21 protein-coding genes are annotated in these 16,986 nt (G+C 37.7%); 3 read left to right on the top strand and 18 right to left on the bottom strand.

The genetic code is table 11. The annotated features are described in order from the left end of the window. Window positions 1–113: 113 nt before the first annotated feature. The 8 genes from QFZ31_RS31535 to QFZ31_RS31500 all read right to left on the bottom strand — a co-directional run bounded on the left by QFZ31_RS31535 (window position 114) and on the right by QFZ31_RS31500 (window position 7,438). Entirely contained in the window at window positions 114–1,271 is a 1,158-nt protein-coding gene (locus QFZ31_RS31535; RefSeq protein ID WP_307310929.1) for a homogentisate 1,2-dioxygenase, read from the bottom strand. A gap of 4 nt (window positions 1,272–1,275) precedes the next feature. Then, the gene (locus QFZ31_RS31530; protein WP_307310927.1) at window positions 1,276–2,202 is read right to left on the bottom strand and encodes a fumarylacetoacetate hydrolase family protein; all 927 of its coding nucleotides are present in this window, start codon (window positions 2,200–2,202) and stop codon (window positions 1,276–1,278) included. A gap of 16 nt (window positions 2,203–2,218) precedes the next feature. After that, window positions 2,219–2,827, bottom strand: coding sequence for a flavin reductase family protein (locus QFZ31_RS31525; protein WP_307310926.1), 609 nt, complete (start codon window positions 2,825–2,827; stop codon window positions 2,219–2,221). Between the two features lie 81 nt (window positions 2,828–2,908). Next, the gene (gene hppD / locus QFZ31_RS31520; protein ID WP_307310925.1) at window positions 2,909–4,024 is read right to left on the bottom strand and encodes a 4-hydroxyphenylpyruvate dioxygenase; all 1,116 of its coding nucleotides are present in this window, start codon (window positions 4,022–4,024) and stop codon (window positions 2,909–2,911) included. Between the two features lie 157 nt (window positions 4,025–4,181). Further along, window positions 4,182–4,976: an ABC transporter ATP-binding protein gene (locus tag QFZ31_RS31515; RefSeq protein ID WP_307310924.1), complete on the bottom strand. Its 795-nt coding sequence runs from the start codon at window positions 4,974–4,976 to the stop codon at window positions 4,182–4,184. Then, on the bottom strand, window positions 4,951–5,982 hold the full coding sequence (locus QFZ31_RS31510; protein WP_307310922.1) for an ABC transporter permease: 1,032 nt from the start codon (window positions 5,980–5,982) through the stop codon (window positions 4,951–4,953). The genes QFZ31_RS31515 and QFZ31_RS31510 overlap by 26 nt, the downstream gene beginning before the upstream one ends. A 106-nt stretch (window positions 5,983–6,088) precedes the next feature. Then, a complete protein-coding gene (locus QFZ31_RS31505; protein WP_307310920.1) occupies window positions 6,089–7,084 on the bottom strand; it encodes an ABC transporter substrate-binding protein in 996 nt (331 codons plus the stop codon). A gap of 219 nt (window positions 7,085–7,303) precedes the next feature. Beyond that, entirely contained in the window at window positions 7,304–7,438 is a 135-nt protein-coding gene (locus QFZ31_RS31500; protein ID WP_257029157.1) for a hypothetical protein, read from the bottom strand. Between the two features lie 252 nt (window positions 7,439–7,690). Between QFZ31_RS31500 and QFZ31_RS31495 the strand changes: the two genes are divergently transcribed. Further along, window positions 7,691–7,945, top strand: coding sequence for a hypothetical protein (locus QFZ31_RS31495; protein ID WP_307310917.1), 255 nt, complete (start codon window positions 7,691–7,693; stop codon window positions 7,943–7,945). Window positions 7,946–8,009: 64 nt separating this feature from the next. Here QFZ31_RS31495 and mnhG read toward each other — a convergent pair whose 3' ends face one another. From mnhG to QFZ31_RS31460, 7 genes are read right to left on the bottom strand one after another with little or no spacing between them, the layout of a single operon-like run. Continuing rightward, window positions 8,010–8,378: a monovalent cation/H(+) antiporter subunit G gene (mnhG, locus tag QFZ31_RS31490; RefSeq protein ID WP_307310915.1), complete on the bottom strand. Its 369-nt coding sequence runs from the start codon at window positions 8,376–8,378 to the stop codon at window positions 8,010–8,012. Then, on the bottom strand, window positions 8,362–8,646 hold the full coding sequence (locus tag QFZ31_RS31485) for a Na(+)/H(+) antiporter subunit F1 (protein ID WP_307310913.1): 285 nt from the start codon (window positions 8,644–8,646) through the stop codon (window positions 8,362–8,364). The genes mnhG and QFZ31_RS31485 overlap by 17 nt, the downstream gene beginning before the upstream one ends. After that, on the bottom strand, window positions 8,646–9,122 hold the full coding sequence (locus QFZ31_RS31480; protein ID WP_307310911.1) for a Na+/H+ antiporter subunit E: 477 nt from the start codon (window positions 9,120–9,122) through the stop codon (window positions 8,646–8,648). Before QFZ31_RS31480 ends, QFZ31_RS31485 begins: the two co-directional genes overlap by 1 nt. Before the next feature lie 7 nt (window positions 9,123–9,129). Then, window positions 9,130–10,617: a Na+/H+ antiporter subunit D gene (locus tag QFZ31_RS31475; protein ID WP_307310908.1), complete on the bottom strand. Its 1,488-nt coding sequence runs from the start codon at window positions 10,615–10,617 to the stop codon at window positions 9,130–9,132. After that, the gene (locus QFZ31_RS31470) at window positions 10,610–10,951 is read right to left on the bottom strand and encodes a Na(+)/H(+) antiporter subunit C (protein WP_179596048.1); all 342 of its coding nucleotides are present in this window, start codon (window positions 10,949–10,951) and stop codon (window positions 10,610–10,612) included. The genes QFZ31_RS31475 and QFZ31_RS31470 overlap by 8 nt, the downstream gene beginning before the upstream one ends. Beyond that, window positions 10,951–11,376 carry a Na(+)/H(+) antiporter subunit B gene (locus QFZ31_RS31465; RefSeq protein WP_307310906.1) on the bottom strand — a complete coding sequence of 142 codons (426 nt, stop codon included), beginning with the start codon at window positions 11,374–11,376 and terminating at the stop codon, window positions 10,951–10,953. Before QFZ31_RS31465 ends, QFZ31_RS31470 begins: the two co-directional genes overlap by 1 nt. Further along, the gene (locus tag QFZ31_RS31460; RefSeq protein WP_307310903.1) at window positions 11,373–13,778 is read right to left on the bottom strand and encodes a Na+/H+ antiporter subunit A; all 2,406 of its coding nucleotides are present in this window, start codon (window positions 13,776–13,778) and stop codon (window positions 11,373–11,375) included. Before QFZ31_RS31460 ends, QFZ31_RS31465 begins: the two co-directional genes overlap by 4 nt. 346 nt (window positions 13,779–14,124) lie before the next feature. On the opposite strand from QFZ31_RS31460, the gene QFZ31_RS31455 reads away from it, so the two are divergent. Both QFZ31_RS31455 and QFZ31_RS31450 read left to right on the top strand, forming a co-directional pair. Beyond that, window positions 14,125–14,226, top strand: coding sequence for a YjcZ family sporulation protein (locus tag QFZ31_RS31455; RefSeq protein ID WP_307310901.1), 102 nt, complete (start codon window positions 14,125–14,127; stop codon window positions 14,224–14,226). 116 nt (window positions 14,227–14,342) lie between these two features. Next, window positions 14,343–14,819: a hypothetical protein gene (locus QFZ31_RS31450; protein WP_307310899.1), complete on the top strand. Its 477-nt coding sequence runs from the start codon at window positions 14,343–14,345 to the stop codon at window positions 14,817–14,819. 61 nt (window positions 14,820–14,880) lie between these two features. Here QFZ31_RS31450 and QFZ31_RS31445 read toward each other — a convergent pair whose 3' ends face one another. The 3 genes from QFZ31_RS31445 to QFZ31_RS31435 all read right to left on the bottom strand — a co-directional run bounded on the left by QFZ31_RS31445 (window position 14,881) and on the right by QFZ31_RS31435 (window position 16,876). Beyond that, a complete protein-coding gene (locus tag QFZ31_RS31445; protein WP_307311289.1) occupies window positions 14,881–15,807 on the bottom strand; it encodes an IS3 family transposase in 927 nt (308 codons plus the stop codon). Continuing rightward, complete coding sequence (locus QFZ31_RS31440; protein WP_307301778.1) at window positions 15,708–16,274, bottom strand: helix-turn-helix domain-containing protein; 567 nt, start codon at window positions 16,272–16,274, stop codon at window positions 15,708–15,710. Before QFZ31_RS31440 ends, QFZ31_RS31445 begins: the two co-directional genes overlap by 100 nt. Before the next feature lie 71 nt (window positions 16,275–16,345). Next, window positions 16,346–16,876, bottom strand: coding sequence for an HD domain-containing protein (locus QFZ31_RS31435; RefSeq protein WP_307310897.1), 531 nt, complete (start codon window positions 16,874–16,876; stop codon window positions 16,346–16,348). Between the last annotated feature and the right edge of the window lie 110 nt (window positions 16,877–16,986).

The raw sequence follows: 16,986 nt of genomic DNA, 5'->3' as shown, positions 1-16,986 counted from the left end.
AGTTTATATAACCATACTAACATTTACTATTTATATAATGTTTATCTTATTATTTTTATCCAACAAAAAACAATCCAATAACCTATGATTGGATTGTTATTAATAAGTTATCGTTATTTTTCCACCCATGAAAACATATATTCTGGTTCTTCTATTACATTAGCCGACTTAACCACTTTAAGTGGATGGAAGGTATCAATCATAACGGCTAGTTCCAGTGTTTCTTTTTTTCCAATGCTGGCTTCTGTCTTCCCAGGATGCGGACCATGTGGAATACCACTTGGATGTAGTGTAATCGACTCCAGCTGTACGCCTTTACGACTCATAAAATCACCTTTTACATAATACAGTAATTCGTCGCTATTCACATTACTATGATAATACGGGGCAGGTATGGCTTCTGGATGGTAATCAAACAACCTAGGAACAAAAGAACATACCACAAAGTTGTTTCCCTCAAAAGTTTGATGAACAGGAGGAGGCTGATGTACTCTTCCTGTTATGGGTTCAAAATCCTCAACGTTAAAAGCCCAAGGGTAAAGGTATCCATCCCAGCCGACGACATCAAATGGGTGATGTCCTAATATATGAGAATGAAGCGCCCCCCGGGATTTTGTTACGATCTCAAACTCTCCTTTATCGTCAAAGGTCTCTAATATTTCCGGACCACGAAAATCACGTTCACAGAAAGGACTGTGCTCAAGCAGTTGTCCATATTCATTTCGATAACGTCTTGGCGTTGTAATTTGGCTAAAAGATTCTATGAACAACAGCTTAGTTTCTTCCTTCCCATCGGGAATCATTCGATAAATGGTTCCAATAGGAATTACCAGATAATCGCCTGCTCGATAAGATATGGTTCCAAACATAGTTTCAAGCTTGCCTGAACCGTAGTGAACAAACAGCATTTCATCTCCATCACCATTACGGTAATAGCTTTTCATTGGTTCATTTACTGAAGCTGTACCAATTAATAAATCCTGATTTCCTAAAATATATTCCCTCGCTCCCAGAGCATCACCTTTTTTTACGGTTTTGTTTGTTAAAAAAAGACGGTGCTTTAACGATTTTTGTTCCTCATATTCAGGCATATAGCTGCCAATCAGCGCTGCTTTTACTACTTCTGTTGGCATGTGATGGTGATAGAGAATGGACTGGGTCCCTGAAAAGCCGCGTGTACCCATTACCTGCTCACGAAAGAGGGTGCCATCGTCTTTTTTAAACATGGTATGACGTTTATGAGGGATCCTCCCCATTTGCCGATAATACATGATTTCACCTCGCTTCAATAATTGAGTTCCTTAACACACCTAATTTATCAATCTCAAATTCTACCTCGTCACCCGGCTGCAGCCAGCGATGTACCTCTGTACCAAGTTCGAGGATACATCCGGTTCCAACAGTACCAGATCCTATCAGCTCCCCTGGATACAGAGTAACACCTACTGAGGCCCTCTCAATCATTTCTCCGAACGAATAGTAGATATCCTTCATATTTCCTACAGAAAGAAGTCTGCGATTAATTCTGGCTTTCATACTTATGTCAAAGCCTTTTCCTGCTCTTAATGGATCCATCTCATCCTTGGTGATAATCCATGGTCCTATGGAGGTTGCAAAATCCTTTCCCTTTGCAGGTCCTAATCCTACCTTCATTTCCTGTCTTTGAAGATCCCGAGCACTCCAGTCATTAAGAATACAATAACCAAAAATATAATCTTCCGCTTCTTCGGCAGGGATATTTCTCCCCTGCTTTCCAATAATGCAAGCAACTTCAAGTTCAAAATCCAGCCATTTGCATTCTACAGGTTTAGTAATCTCCTCTTCAGGTCCCGCGATCGCCAAGTGATTCGAAAAATAAAAAACAGGAATTTGGTACCATTCAGGAATCATTTTTAAACCCCTGTTCTCCCTCGCGGATTTTACATGCTGCTCAAATGCATAGAAATCACGGAAACTTTTTGGATTTGGCAACGGCGCAATTAACCTAACTTGATTTAGTGGATATGCACCTTTATCACCATAGGATAACTGTAAAAGACCCTTCGCTAATGTCAAATTAATTTCACTTTGCTCAAGAAAGTCGATCATATTTCCTGGCAATTTCCCGTTCGTAGCTTCATACATATCAATGACAACATCAGATTCTAACAGCACTCCCGACCTTACAGTTCCATCACGTTTTTCAAATGTTACGAATCTCATATAGTCACCTAGTTTCCTATTTCCTAATAATATCGAACGTTTTCCCTAATGGATTGGTATAAGTATTCCCTGCCATTCTGCCAATAGGCTGCAGTTTTATAGTATCGATTCGCCCATTCTGCAATAATTCATCCTCAACATGAATATTTAAAACCTTACCTATTACTAGACTCCCCGCGCCCGGTTTGTCACCAAAATCCAACACCTGATAGAGCTCGCACTCCAAATGTACAAGGGATTCCTTTATACGAGGAACTTTCACGATAAGACTAGGCTCTTTCGTTAAGCCTGCTACGTCCAGCTCATCCACTTCCGGATCAAATTCAACCGCACAATCATTCATTTGCTTCGCCATGTTTTCACTGACAATATTGATGACAAATTGCTTCGTATTCTCTATATTTACGAGCGTATCTTTTTTTGTTCCATCCATTCCCCTTCTCATTGGTGAAAAACAGATCAGCATAGGGTCAGCACATATGGCTGTAAAGAAACTAAAGGGAGCAGCATTGGCGATTCCATTTTCATCTATGGTTGACACAAACGCTATCGGACGCGGCAGTATGGAGCCAATTAACAGCTTATAGGCGTCTCTCCATTCAAGGGTGTCTGGTGACACTTCCATTCTTCACACCTCTTTCCTTTAAACTCTGGAAAAAAGGGAGAAACGATACCTCTCCCTTTTCTTCCTATAAATTCTTCCCCGTTATAAGTTTCCTCTGCGAGCCTGTTCTCTTTCGATCGATTCAAATAATGCCTTGAAGTTTCCTTCACCAAATCCCCGCGCTCCCTTACGCTGAATGATTTCAATGAATAATGTAGGTCGATCGACGATTGGCTTGGTGAATATTTGCAGCAAGTAGCCCTCATCATCACGATCGACAAGAATGTTTAATTCTCGGAGCTTTTCGATCTCTTCATCAATTTTGCCGATTCGCTGCCCTAAATCCTCATAATAGGTACTTGGTGTATTTAAGAATTCAACTCCATTCTTTTTCAAGGTCGAAACAGTTGAGACAATATCCTCTGTTAATATCGCAAGGTGCTGAACGCCTGGACCATTATAGAATTCTAAATACTCTTGAATTTGTGATTTGCGTTTTCCTTCGGCTGGTTCATTAATTGGGAACTTGATTCTGCCGCCATTATGCATAACTTTCGACATTAACGCAGAATACTCCGTGGTAATATCTTTATCTGTGAAATGCTTCATTTCTACAAAGCCCATTACTTTAGAATAATATTCCACCCATTCTTCCATTCTCTCAACGTTCCCAACAACATGATCTATCCCAATCAAGCCGGCATCTTCAATAGGCAGATAAACGGAATAAGGGTCAAAACCCGGCATGAAAACACCTTGATAATTCTTCCGTTCTACTAACGTATGGATGGTATCTCCATATGTACCGAGAACGGCTTTTTTAATGGTCCCCTTCTCATCTTTTAGCTCATATGGCGGTACCAGACCAATGCCGCCACGCTCTACAGCAGCATTATATGCCTTTTCGACATCATCAACTAATAGTGCAACATCTTTAACACCGTCACCATGATTTTTAACAAACTGAGCAACTCGAGTATCTTCTTTATAGGATCCTGTGAGAACTAGACGGATATTTCTTTGCTTAAGGACATAGGAAACGGTTTCACGATTTCCCGTTTCAAGACCTGAGTATGCTACAGGCTTAAACCCGAATGCTGTACAGAAAAAGTGGCAGGCTTGCTTGGCATTGCCTGTATAAATTTCGATATAGTCTACATCCCTAACAGGAAAAAAATCGTTCACAAGTTCTTCGGCTTTTAAACGTTTTTCTTTCATTTATATTCCTCCCATTATCCTTTAATTAATAATATTCAGAATATATAATAAATGATACAGACCTGTCCGCTCAAGAGCAGGCGTTAAAGCAATACCGCTTTTAGCTGATAAAGTAAAGAAACAGCCATTGATGACTGTTTCTCATTGTTACCGATATTTAGGATAAAACGGCACGGTCGCTTGCCATTTGTACACCGCGAATTCGTTTAAATTCCTCTAATAATCCTTCTATGGTTAGATCTTTTTTGTTTTGTGAATCCACTTCTAATATAATTTGACCTTTATCCATCATGATTAAGCGATTTCCAAGGTCAATGGCTTGCTGCATATTGTGCGTTACCATTAGGGTTGTAAGCTGATATTTCGCCACAATCTCACGCGTAAGATTGGTTATTAGTTCTGCTCTCGATGGATCAAGCGCAGCAGTATGTTCATCAAGCAATAGTATAGCAGGTTCTGTGAATGTTGCCATTAACAGTGAAAGCGCCTGCCGTTCCCCTCCAGACAACAAACCTACCTTTGCGCTTAAACGGTTTTCTAAGCCAAGGTGTAAGGATTCAAGCACCTCTCGAAAGTAATCGCGTCTTTTTTTCGTGACTCCCCTTCTGAAGGTCCTCGTTTTATTCCGTGAGTAAGCCATTGCCAAGTTTTCTTCAATTGTCATGCTAGGAGCCGTTCCGGCCATTGGGTCTTGAAAAACACGCCCAATCATTTTCGAACGCTTGAACTCAGACATTGCGGTTACATTCTTGCCGTCAATGTGGATTTCACCCACATCTGGTACTAAAACACCTGAAATGATATTCATTAAGGTCGATTTTCCTGCACCATTACTGCCAATAACGGTTACAAAATCACCAGGTTTTAAAGTTAGATTGATATGGTCAATCGCAATTTTTTCATCAGGAGTTCCTTCATTAAAAATCTTATGAATCTGATTTAAGTGCAGCATGATTCTCACCCTTTCGCTCAGCCGATGCCTGTAACCTGTTCATCTTTTCTTGTCTTCTTTTGGCTTTACGCTTTTTCTCTTTAGAGTGTTCAATTAATTTTGGAGCAGTTAAAGCAATAATAACAATAAGTGCTGTGATTACCTTCATATCACCAGGGTCTAGGAATTCGACCCTTAGTGCTAGTGTAACAACAATACGGTAAATGATGGATCCCCCGATAACCGCAAGAGTCGCTCTAGCAATTGATTTGGTACCAAATAAGGCTTCACCGATAATGACAGAAGCTAACCCAATAACAATCATCCCTATCCCCATACCTACATCCGCAAATCCACCCTGCTGGGCAATTAAAGCTCCAGAAAAGGCAACCAGTGCATTGGATAACCCCAGACCAAGGATGGTAAGGAGATTGGTATTGGCAGAGAAACTGCGAATCATTTGTTTATTGTTACCTGTCGCTCTTACAGCAAGACCAATTTCCGTTTGCAAAAATAAATCCGTAAGCGATTTGATAACAAACGTGACAATAATCATAAAAATTAAAATTCCCCATGTACTAGGAAGACTGTCTCCAAGACCAACCATTGTTAACAGGCTGTTTAAGAACGAATCTATTCCTAGACTATCGAAAAATGTACCGATTTGTGTAAAAGAGGTTTCCGTATTTAATAGCGGGATATTAGATCTTCCCATAATTCTAAGATTAATAGAATAAAGGGCAATCATCATTAAGATACCAGACAGTAAATTATTAATTTTCCCAAAGGTATGGAGCAAACCTGTCATACAACCAGCTGCAAAGCCTGCAACCAATGCCATTATGGTGGCTAAAAACGGGTTAACCCCATTCACAATTAACACTGCTGATAGTGCTGCACCTGTAACAAAACTCCCATCTACCGTTAAATCTGGAAAATCCAGAATACGAAAGGAAAGATAGACGCCCAGTGCCATAATCGCGTAGATGATACCTGCTTCAAATGATCCAAATATGGCTGTAAACATTGAGATCATCCTTTCTTTAAGTCTATGTTCTTCATTAATTATTCCTATACAGTTATGAAGGAGTCAGCCATTTTCGGAGCTGACTCCTTACAATAACCTATGAGTTTTATTCTCCTTCGTAAAACTCTCCAAGTTCTTTCCACTCATCTTTTATTTCAAGCCCTTGTGCTTCTGCTGCTTGCTTGTTAATGATAAGTGCTAAGCTGCTTGGTAATTCAACCGGAATTTCAGAAGCCTTTTTATTTCCGCTTAGAATTTCAGCGGCCATTAAACCAGATTGATAGCCAAGATCAAAGTATTCAAAGCCACTAGCTGCGACTGCACCTTTTTTCATTGAATCTAGCTCGCCCACAAACAATGGAATCTTTTTGCTGTTTGCAACCGATATGACCGACTCAAGAGCTGAAACTACCGTATTATCTGTAGGAATATAGATGGCATTTACACGGCCAACCAAGGATTCAGCTGCCTGTTTCACTTCAGCAGAGGTTGATACAGAAACTTCCACAAGCTTCGCACCTTTTCCTTCTGCTAACTTTTTCACTTCTTCCACTTGAACAACAGAGTTTTGTTCACCAGAATTATAGATAACACCTATTTCCTTCGCTTTTACTTCTTCGGTAATAAAGTTAATAGTTTTAGCTGTTCCTTCCGGATGATTATCCGTTGTACCCGTAATATTTTCACCAGGTTGGTCGAATGCCTTCACTAATCCAGCACCCACCGGGTCGGTAACAGAAGTAAAGATAATTGGAATTTCCTTCGTGGCATTCAGTGCACTCGTTGCACTTGGTGTTGCATTCGCAAAAATTAGATCCACTTTATCTCCAACGAAATTGTCGGCGATTGTTTGAACATTATTCATGTCCGCTTGTGCATTTTGTTCGTCATATTCCACATTAATGCCTTTATCCTTTAAAGCCTTTTTAAACCCTTCTGTTGCTGCATCCAATGAAGGATGGGCTGCAAATTGGCTTATACCAACTTTAAATACCTTTTCCCCGTCTTTTTCCGCTCCTCCTGATGATTCCTTACTGCCACACCCCGCAAGCATTATCATTCCTGCAAGAGCAACAGACAATACTTTTGCACCTTTTTTCATTTTTACATCCCCCAGTTTTACATTTAATTTTCTAAAAATTTATTATATTATAAAAGTTATTCTAGTATTTTTTCATAGTAAAAGTCAATAGAATTACATTAAATTATTTTTCTGCTTTAAAGCGACAAATTTCTTCATTCTGCTTTAATGGACATTTTTTATTACTATATATAAAAAAGCCCTCGATTTTCCGAGAGCTTTTATCTTGTACCTAGCTATTTATCTTGACCAATTTTCAGTTTGAGCTAATAATTTATCAATTTCTATTTTTTTTAATTTTTTTGTGATTTTCTCAGATGTTAGATTTTCTGTAGATTCTAGTAACTTATCAATATCAATCATTGTTGTTTTCATTATCTAACCTCCATTGTTTATTTACCACAGTATTCGAACCATAGTGGACATTTTGTGGGGGTACAAGAAAAGACAGTCCAAAAGACCTAGTCCTTATCGTTGTTGTTAGTATAGGTATGCTTAAATTCATTTTTTATTCAATATTACTAGTTTAATTGTTATGTGAAATGAATCGTTTGGCTGGGGACTGTTTGGGGTTGTTTTTTCAAACTTTTGTACAAACTATTCCTAAATGGGAGGTGAAAGTACAAAATGAAAATGAAAATTGTGGTAAGTTTCTCTATCTTTTCACTGTTACTATCAGCCGCATGGTTCCTGCACCGGCAACAAAACGATCTGGAATTTAATAAAATGGGCTTCCATTTAAATAATCTGAATGTAGTTCCTATGAATAATGAAATGACTCCGCTGAATACAAATGTAAGTACTGAGAACTCTAATGTCCAATGGAAATTATACATGCCATTTAGGCCAAGGGAATATGTTCGGATTATTGCGCCCAACTAAGGTTGGAACAATTGAACTCGGTATTAAAAAAGTGTTCCGAACAAATATCCGGAACACTTTTTATTTAATCAACAGATGATTTCTCCATTACCTTTTTATTATAATCTTTCAAGTCATCTCTTACACTTTTATCCCAAAGTTTTACTCCTGAATTATAGGCTGCCCTGTTAATTAAATGACCGGAAATGGGGGAAGTCATAAAGAGAAAGACAATTCCTAAAATCAGCCTAGAATTAAAATGACCTTCAAGCGCATAAAAGTACAGAAAAGTTCCCAATAGGATAGACATTACCCCTAATGTAGCAGCTTTTGAGGCGGCATGGTTTCTCGTATATACATCAGGGAGTCTAATCACTCCAATTGTAGCAATGAGGCAAAATAGGGATCCAACTAAGATAAAGAATCCAATGAAAAAATCAATGATTACGCTCACGTTCGATAATAACCCCCTTTTCCAAATACTTAGCAAACGCCAATGTTCCGATAAAGGCAAGAATCCCAATTAAAAGTATGATTTCAAGAAAAGCATGAGAGTTTAAAACGATTGATATCAATGCTGTAATGGCAACAAGATTCACACCAATTGCATCTAATGCAATTACTCGGTCGGCTGTACTGGGACCTTTTATTACCCGATAAATTAATCCAAGCATCGAAATGGAGCAGAATAACAAAGCTAATCGAATAATAATCTCAATCATTACCTGCTCACCTCCAAAATAGCCTTTTCAAAGGAATTCTTAATACTGTTAATCTCATCTTCTACTTCCCCAATATTCATCGCATGAATGAAAAGGGTTTTATTATCGTCTGAAACATCAATGACTAATGTACCTGGCGTTAATGTTATTAAACTTGAGAGCAGCGTAATTTGCCAATCCTTCGTTAGAGCTGTGTCCATTGCAAAAATAGCTGGCCTCATATCTAATTTAGGTTTTAAAACTATTTTTACAATCGCTATATTGGACAAAATTAGTTCCTTTATAAAAATAAAGATCAGCTTTATAAAGGACCATAATCGAAATAAATAAAAACGGCTAGCGAAGTAACGTCTTAACACAAATATGACAAGAAGTCCAAAAATATAGCCTTTTATAAAACTAATGGGATCGTAGGAAACCTTAATAAACATCCATAAAAAGGCTAACACCATATTCAATAAAATTTGAAATGCCAAAATATATTCACTCCTTTAAGACAGCATCAATATATAAATTGGGATTAATTAAGGTATCAGCTGCCTGAGAAATATACGGCAATATGGATTCAGAACCAATTCCGTACAGAGCAGAAATTACTACTAAAATAACAGGAGCAACAAGCAATTGTTTTACAGGTGCTTTTTCCTCACCGCGGTAAATGCGGTTCTTTCCCCAAAAACCGTTAATAAAGATTTTCATAACTGAAAACAGAACGAGCAAACTGGACATCAATGTAATGAAGCCGCCAATAAAGCTCTCTCCCTCAAATCCTCCCTGCACAATAAGGAGCTTTCCAACAAAACCACTCAATGGCGGAATTCCTGCGAGAGCTAGTGCAGCGATAAAGAAAGTCCAGCCAAGACCTGGATATCGGGTAATTAGCCCGCTAATATTTCTTAAATTACTAGTTCCGGTAATCGAAATGACAATTCCTATTAGCAGAAATAACGCTGCTTTAATAAGCATATCGTGAATCAAATAGTAAACAGCACCTGATATCGAAGCGGTGTTCAAGACAGAAACCCCATAAAGAATCACACCTACAGCTATGATGATATTATAAATAATAATGTTCTTGATATCCCAGTAAGCAATTGCACCAATAACACCGAATACAATGGACAAAATCGCTAGAATGAATAGAATACCAAAAGCATCTATATCATGATAAAAGAAAAGCGTATAGGTTCTTGTAATCGAGTAAACTCCTACTTTTGTCAATAAAGCTCCGAAAAGTGCTAATACAGGGACTGGTGGTGCGTAATAGGATCCCGGCATCCAAAAGTAGAGTGGAAAAATGGCTCCTTTTAAACCAAAAACGATTAAAAACAAGACTGCAATAACTGTTAATATCCCTGGCATCCCATTTACACTAATTTCATTTATTCTACTAGAAATATGAGCCATATTTAACGTGCCGACTACGGAATATAAATAGGCAACCGCAATCACAAATAATGCTGATGATATGACATTGACAAGTAAATATTTAATGGATTCTCTTAGTTGTATCTTAGTTCCTCCAAGTACTAACAAAACATAGGAAGACATAAGCATAACCTCAAAGAATACAAAAAGGTTAAAGATATCTCCTGTTGTAAAAGCTCCGTTCACTCCTACTAATAAAAAGTTAAAAATAGCATAGTAGTAATATTTTTCACGCTCTTCTCCAATCGATTTAAAGGAGTAAATTAAACAAACAAACGAAATAAGGCTTGTTGTTAGTACTAAAAGTGCTGAAAACATGTCAGATACTAATGTAATCCCAAATGGAGCTTCCCAGCTGCTAACATTGAGGGATTGGATTCCATCAGTCCTTACCTTTTGTACAATTAACCAAGCAGCAATCATTGTACTTATTGAAGAGATGGTTGCTACAACGCGCTGACCTGCGATTCTTTTATTTAGAAAAATCAATATTACCCCAGTAAATAAGGGGATTAGTATAGGTAAAATGATTAAGTTAGTCATCTTTCTCGGTTCCCCTCATTTCTTCTACATTATCAGTCCCCAGCTCTTGATAGGTTCGATAAGCCAATACTAAGAAAAATGCTGTCACACCAAAGCTGATTACAATGGCTGTTAAAATTAACGCCTGAGGCAGTGGATCTGTATAGTTCTCCGCATTTCCCCCTAAAATAGGAGCAGCTCCTCGTTTCAAACCACCCATCGTTAGAATAAGAAGATGAGCACCATGGCTTAATAGTCCAGTACCGACGATAATACGTAATAGACTTTTTGAAAGCATTAGATAGGTGGCGGTCATAAATAAAATTCCAATTACAAATGCCATTAAGATTTCCATTATTCATCCTCCCCTATCGTTTGAATAATGGTCATCGTCACTCCGACAACAACAAAGTACACTCCTAAATCAAAAAGTGTTGCAGTATGAAGAGATAATTCACCAAGAAGCGGTAAGTGAACATCACCAAATGCATGTGTTAAAAACGGAACATCAAATAAAAGAGAGCCCGCACTTGTTCCAATGGCAAATAGCAGCCCGATTGCCGTGAGAATCCGGTAGTTTACTGGCATTAATTCCTCAACAGTTTTGATATCATACGTAATTAATAAGAGTACAATCGCCCCGGCTGTCATGAGCCCTCCAATAAATCCTCCACCGGGGTAATAATGTCCTGCTGTAAAAATATAGACTGAGTACAGGACAATAAAGAAAAGAAGAACTTTTATCGCTGTTTCAAGTATGAGATTGTTTGTTTTTCTCATTCTTCTTTCCTCCTGTTCAATCTTAAATTGATCATGCCGTAGATTCCTAACGAAGCAATGGCTAATACGGTAATTTCAAAGAGTGTATCAAAGCCTCGGAAATCTACTAGAATGACGTTTACCATATTCTTACCAGCAGCTTCTGTAAACGTATTCTCCACATAGTACTGCGATATTGAAGGAAATAATTTATTACTGTGAGCTGAAAGTGCGATTAAGGTTACCACTGCACCTACCCCAACGGAAATAAGCGCATTCGTAAGTCTAAATCTCATTCTTGTCTCAAACCTTCTTAATTTCGGTAAATGATAGAAGCACACCAAGAATAATGCGACCGAAATCGTTTCAATAACAAGCTGAGTTAAAGCTAAATCGGGTGCTCTAAAGAGAACATAGAATAGAGAAACCGTATAGCCAACAGCACCAAGCAGAATGATAGAAGTCATTCTTGATTTAGCAAAAAGAATGCAGATGGATCCCAATACAACAAGAATGGTTAGTGCGACCTCGTATACTCCTATCGCGGATACATTGCTTGTATCAAACGTAAAGGCATTCTTTCCAAAAAGTATAGCTGCAAGAATAACAATAAAGAATGCAAATATATAGACGAGATATGACCTAATCGATCCATTCATATAGGTTTTTGTTAACTTATAGGAGACTGATTGTATCCCTTCTATTAAAGAGTCATAAAATCGATTAAGAGCCTGTTTCTCTGGAACCGCCTTATAAATTCTTTTCCATCTAGAATGTGTTTTAAAAAGAATGATTCCAAAAATTATTACCCCGAGTGTCATGAACAGTTCAATGTTGGGTCCATGCCAGAATGAAATGTGGACCATAAATTCTTCTCCCGCCCCTAGTAGACTTGGAAGAATCGAAGCCATAGCTGGTGAGATGAGACTATCAGATAAAAGGTTTGGGAAAAAACCAAAAATAATCACAAGAGAAACTAATATAACCGGTGAAATCAGTAACCCCATTGGAGCTTCATGTGGTGTTTTATCAAGTTTGTCCGGCTGATACTTACCAGTAAAAGTTTTGAAAACAAGAATCATGCTGTAAACAAAAGTAAAGATACTGGCAATCCAAGCAAGCACCGGGAATAATATCCCCCATGTATTAAGATTAAATAGATCCATCTCCGTCACATGTACCATCGCTGTAAAAAACATCTCTTTACTTAAGAACCCATTAAATGGTGGAAGTCCTGCCATTGAGAATGCACCAATAATAGAAGTGGTAAACGTAATCGGCATAAAATGCATTAACCCACCCAATTTACGAATATCCCTTGTCCCTGTTTCATGGTCGATAATTCCAGCTGCCATGAACAGGCTACCTTTAAAGGTTGCATGGTTGACTAAGTGGAAAATAGCAGCCGTTACAGCTACCGTATAGATGTTTTCATCCAAAAATTCATAATGCAGAGCTGCAGCTCCAGCACCTAGCAATGACATAATAAGACCTAATTGGCTGACGGTAGAAAAAGCTAAAATTGCCTTTAAATCAGTCTGTTTCACCGCAAATATGGAACCCCATACCAAGGTAAGTATCCCGACACTTGTTACTAGCAAAAACCAAAGAAAATGTTCTCCGAATACCGGAGTAAATCGTGCTACTAAATATATTCCTGCCTTGACCATCGTTGCAGAGTGTAAGTAAGCACTCACGGGTGTAGGAGCTTCCATGGCATCCGGAAGCCAAATATAGAATGGGAATTGAGCAGATTTTGTAAACGCACCAAGTAAAATACAAACTAGTGCAGGAACAAATAATGCGTTGTTTAATATAGCATTCGCCTGAGATATCAATTCTGTAACACTAAAGGTTCCGGTCATAATGTAGAGAAGGATAATTCCTCCTAGCATGGCGAGGCCGCCAAATACCGTTATAAGCATCGACTTTTGTGCACCATACCGAGATTTATCTCGTTCATACCAGTAACCAATTAAAAGAAAAGATGAAAAGCTTGTTAGCTCCCAAAATCCATACATTACAATTAAGTTATCCGATAAGACAACTCCAAGCATGGCACCCATGAAGAGAAGTAAATATACATAAAAGTGGTTGAGCTTCTCTTTATTCTTTGCTAGATAATAGATGGAATAAAGCACAACCAAGGCCCCAATCCCAGTGATTAACAGGGCAAATAAAAGCCCAAGTCCATCGACTTTTGCAGTAAATTTAATCCCTAAAGACGGGATCCAGTTAATCATTTCAATTAATGATCTCCCCCTCATCGTTTCCGGTAGGAAAGTGAGGAAATAGACGAACAATACAATAGGTATCGGCAGCACAAACCATCCTGCATGTATATGACGAAATATTCTGTAAAATAGCGGAATAAAAATAGAAAGAACCAATGGCGCTAAAATCGCTAAGTGTAGAGAAGACATACCAAAACCTCCTTATTTCTGAGTTACCAACCCTTTGATTGTCAGTTAACTATAGTTTTCAAGTAAAGCTCTTCTTTATCATTCCACCTCTCGATTTTTTCATTTGTTTTCCATTTCAATTTTTTAAATACAAAAAGAGCCTGTCACTTAGGGACATAGTAATCCCTTGGTGACAGGCTCCTCCAAAAATCGTTTTTATTTATTTACATAATGTTAACATGACTTTATTTTCTATTCAATGGTTTTTTTTATTTAAAATTTTACCACCCATGTACTTCGTCCAAGCTTTTCAACTCTTTATTTCATAAAATGAAGTTAGATAACGTTCGGTGGAGGTGGAGATGGAATGGGTCAACAAGGTGGTAACAACAATGGATTTGCACTAATTGTTGTTTTGTTTATTCTATTAATTATTGTCGGATCTGCATTTATTGGCGGCGGATATTGATCAATTAGAATCGGGCTTCAGCATTTAGGTGCTGAAGCCTTTTTAAAATAATTTGTTGGAACTTCAGTTAAACTATCTGTATGATAGTAACATTACTACAAATATTGGAGGCACCTATGCTTACTTTTAACGAAAAATTAGCCATAATTGAATCTTTTCCTGAACTAGAACGAAAGGACGTCTCACTAAAGCGTGTTAATTTCCAGCTGCCAAACAGCGCATCTGACAAAAAAAATGTTGTCTATCATCTTCATCCAAATGGAAACGGATTTGTTTATGCAGGAAACCTTCATTCCTATCAAACAGATGACAAAGGAATGGTGAATATTCGTGACTTTTCTGCGGATGAATTACAGAAATTGATTAAGGCGTCGATTGAATCCTTATTACCTGTAGAAAAATCACTTGCAGAAGAAGCGATTATAGGTAATCAGGTGGAAGAACGCTGGGTGGACGACGAAAAACATCATCTAATCGTAATCAATGAAAACGATACTTGGAATATTTACTTTGGATTAAACCTTGAAGAAAGCTTCGATACCTACGGTGAAGCAGAAGAGTTTTTAAAAGAGGAAGGCTTCCGTCGGGTATAGTACATATTTTCTTTCAAAGCTGTGCAAGTATGATGTGACCCCCAAAAGTTAGAGTTTTATATTAAGCAGCTAATTGGCTAGTATGGACCCGGTATTGAACCGGGCTCATACCTGCCAATTTTTGCTTTATACGCTTGTTATTATAATAACTGATATATTCTTCAATTCTCTTTTTTAATTCCTCATATGAGCATAGTGCTTCCCCGTAATACATTTCTTGTTTTAGTAATCCGAAAAAGTTCTCCATTGGCGAATTATCTAAACAGTTTCCTTTACGAGACATACTCTGGAACACCTTGTTTTTCTTAAGGGTTTTCACCCATTTATTATGTTGATAATGCCATCCTTGATCAGAATGTACAGTAGTTCTAAACTTTGAATCTTTTACTATTTCTAGTGCTTCCTCGAGGGGGGTGAGAGCTAAATCTAAGGTTGGACGCATACCTATACCAAAAGAAAGAATTTCACTATTGAACATATCCATAATTGGATTTAAATATAGCTTAATACCGTCTGAACACTTAAATTCTGTAATATCTGTTGTTAGTTTTTGATGACACACATTCGTTTTAAAGCGGCGATTGATAAGGTTCTTGGCAACAGTTCCAGTTGTACCCTTGTATGAACTGTACTTGCGTGATTTTAATTTGAATTTATCTCCCTTGAGCCCAAGCTCGTTCATGATGCGTTGCACCTTCTTATGATTCACTTCATACCCACGGTTTTCTAATTCTAATTGAATACGACGATAACCATAATTTCCGTTATGTTCTTCGAAAATGGATTGAATAAGTTCCTCCAACTCCTGGTCTGGATTCTCCTTATTCATCATTTTTATATGATAATGGTAGGTGGATTCAGGAATGCCGACTATTTGTAAAACATCTTTTAGTTTGAAGGTTTCTTTAAGTTCGAATGATAATGCTGCTTGTGCTTTTCGAGATAGCCCTTCGGATCCATCTGAAAAGCTCGCAACTTTTTTAAATATTCTACCTCTAAACGAAGAAGTTCGTTTTCTCTTTCTAACTTTTGTTCGTACGTTAATTCCTTATCTTCAATGTGTTTATTCTTTTTGTTTTTTTTAGTTTTATCAGACATGGATGGCCGTCCTTTCGGTCTATCCAGGGCTTCAGTACCACCCTCCAGAAGAGCCCTTTTCCAAGCTGCAATCATAGGAGCGTTAGTTATGCCAAATACAAGGGCTGTATCAGTTTCTGAAGAACCTGTTCTCTTCATAAAGCTTAATACATCTAGCTTGAATTGAACAGAATATGTTTCTCTATGTTTCTTCCTCTTTAAACCTTCCACACCAAATTTCTCGTATACCTTTACCCATCTCCTAATCGGAGTACTGTCTTTCATGTCATACTTTTTAGCTAAAAGAATATATCCTAATTTCCCATCTTGATATTCCTTGACTAACTTTAACTTAAATTCTTCACTATATTTGGCCATAAAAATACACCCCAAAAGTTAGATTTCACTCTAACTTTTGGGGTGCAGTACAGTAGCACAGCTTTTTTTATTCAATCCAGTTCAGCCTTATTTTCTAATTCAGTATCGATCAAGTCATCTAAACGCATAATACTTTGTTTTGCACGATCATAATCAATACTTCGATAATGGTGCATTCCACCCTCTTCTTCGTCTTTTTCATCCGCCCATTTTACAATTTGCTGCAGTGGTGTACGTACGATATCGTTCGATGGTAAAAATGAATCGGTATGAAACAGAATGGCTAGAGCAATACTCTTTGCCCTTACTGGATTTTCACCAAGACGGATTAATAATTTGTGTGCTCTCTCCGCACCTTTTATCGGGTGTATATCATTTTGTTTATATAAATCATAATCCCATTTTCCATTCTTATACCACGTGTAATGCCCCATATCATGCAAAAGCCCCGCCTTTGCGGCTGTATCAATATCCAGTCTATGTTCTTTAGCTAAATGAAAGGCATGATATGCAACAGCAATTGCATGGGCAATTCCAGATCGATTCAAGTATTTTTGTGCAATATGATGTTCAAATATGTTAATTAACCTTACATCCCTCATATCAATCTCCTCCACTCCATGCAGTATGCTATTTTTTTATTATTCATTATATTATAAACATAATTCTAAGGCTACATATTTATTCACCCAAACTAATAAAAAAAAGAAGC

Origin of the sequence: Neobacillus niacini, from assembly GCF_030817595.1 — a bacterium.
Taxonomy (GTDB): Bacteria; Bacillota; Bacilli; order Bacillales; family Cytobacillaceae; genus Neobacillus; species Neobacillus niacini_G.
This window is presented reverse-complemented; position numbering and strand designations above follow the sequence as displayed.

Coding starts and splice junctions, on each gene's coding strand:
- QFZ31_RS31535 (WP_307310929.1), bottom strand. CDS start 1,271: ATGTATTATCGGCAAATGGGGAGGATCCCTCATAAACGTCATACCATG.
- QFZ31_RS31530 (WP_307310927.1), bottom strand. CDS start 2,202: ATGAGATTCGTAACATTTGAAAAACGTGATGGAACTGTAAGGTCGGGA.
- QFZ31_RS31525 (WP_307310926.1), bottom strand. CDS start 2,827: ATGGAAGTGTCACCAGACACCCTTGAATGGAGAGACGCCTATAAGCTG.
- hppD (WP_307310925.1), bottom strand. CDS start 4,024: ATGAAAGAAAAACGTTTAAAAGCCGAAGAACTTGTGAACGATTTTTTT.
- QFZ31_RS31515 (WP_307310924.1), bottom strand. CDS start 4,976: ATGCTGCACTTAAATCAGATTCATAAGATTTTTAATGAAGGAACTCCT.
- QFZ31_RS31510 (WP_307310922.1), bottom strand. CDS start 5,982: ATGTTTACAGCCATATTTGGATCATTTGAAGCAGGTATCATCTACGCG.
- QFZ31_RS31505 (WP_307310920.1), bottom strand. CDS start 7,084: ATGAAAAAAGGTGCAAAAGTATTGTCTGTTGCTCTTGCAGGAATGATA.
- QFZ31_RS31500 (WP_257029157.1), bottom strand. CDS start 7,438: ATGAAAACAACAATGATTGATATTGATAAGTTACTAGAATCTACAGAA.
- QFZ31_RS31495 (WP_307310917.1), top strand. CDS start 7,691: ATGAAAATGAAAATTGTGGTAAGTTTCTCTATCTTTTCACTGTTACTA.
- QFZ31_RS31485 (WP_307310913.1), bottom strand. CDS start 8,646: ATGATTGAGATTATTATTCGATTAGCTTTGTTATTCTGCTCCATTTCG.
- QFZ31_RS31475 (WP_307310908.1), bottom strand. CDS start 10,617: ATGACTAACTTAATCATTTTACCTATACTAATCCCCTTATTTACTGGG.
- QFZ31_RS31470 (WP_179596048.1), bottom strand. CDS start 10,951: ATGGAAATCTTAATGGCATTTGTAATTGGAATTTTATTTATGACCGCC.
- QFZ31_RS31465 (WP_307310906.1), bottom strand. CDS start 11,376: ATGAGAAAAACAAACAATCTCATACTTGAAACAGCGATAAAAGTTCTT.
- QFZ31_RS31460 (WP_307310903.1), bottom strand. CDS start 13,778: ATGTCTTCTCTACACTTAGCGATTTTAGCGCCATTGGTTCTTTCTATT.
- QFZ31_RS31455 (WP_307310901.1), top strand. CDS start 14,125: ATGGGTCAACAAGGTGGTAACAACAATGGATTTGCACTAATTGTTGTT.
- QFZ31_RS31450 (WP_307310899.1), top strand. CDS start 14,343: ATGCTTACTTTTAACGAAAAATTAGCCATAATTGAATCTTTTCCTGAA.
- QFZ31_RS31440 (WP_307301778.1), bottom strand. CDS start 16,274: ATGGCCAAATATAGTGAAGAATTTAAGTTAAAGTTAGTCAAGGAATAT.
- QFZ31_RS31435 (WP_307310897.1), bottom strand. CDS start 16,876: ATGAGGGATGTAAGGTTAATTAACATATTTGAACATCATATTGCACAA.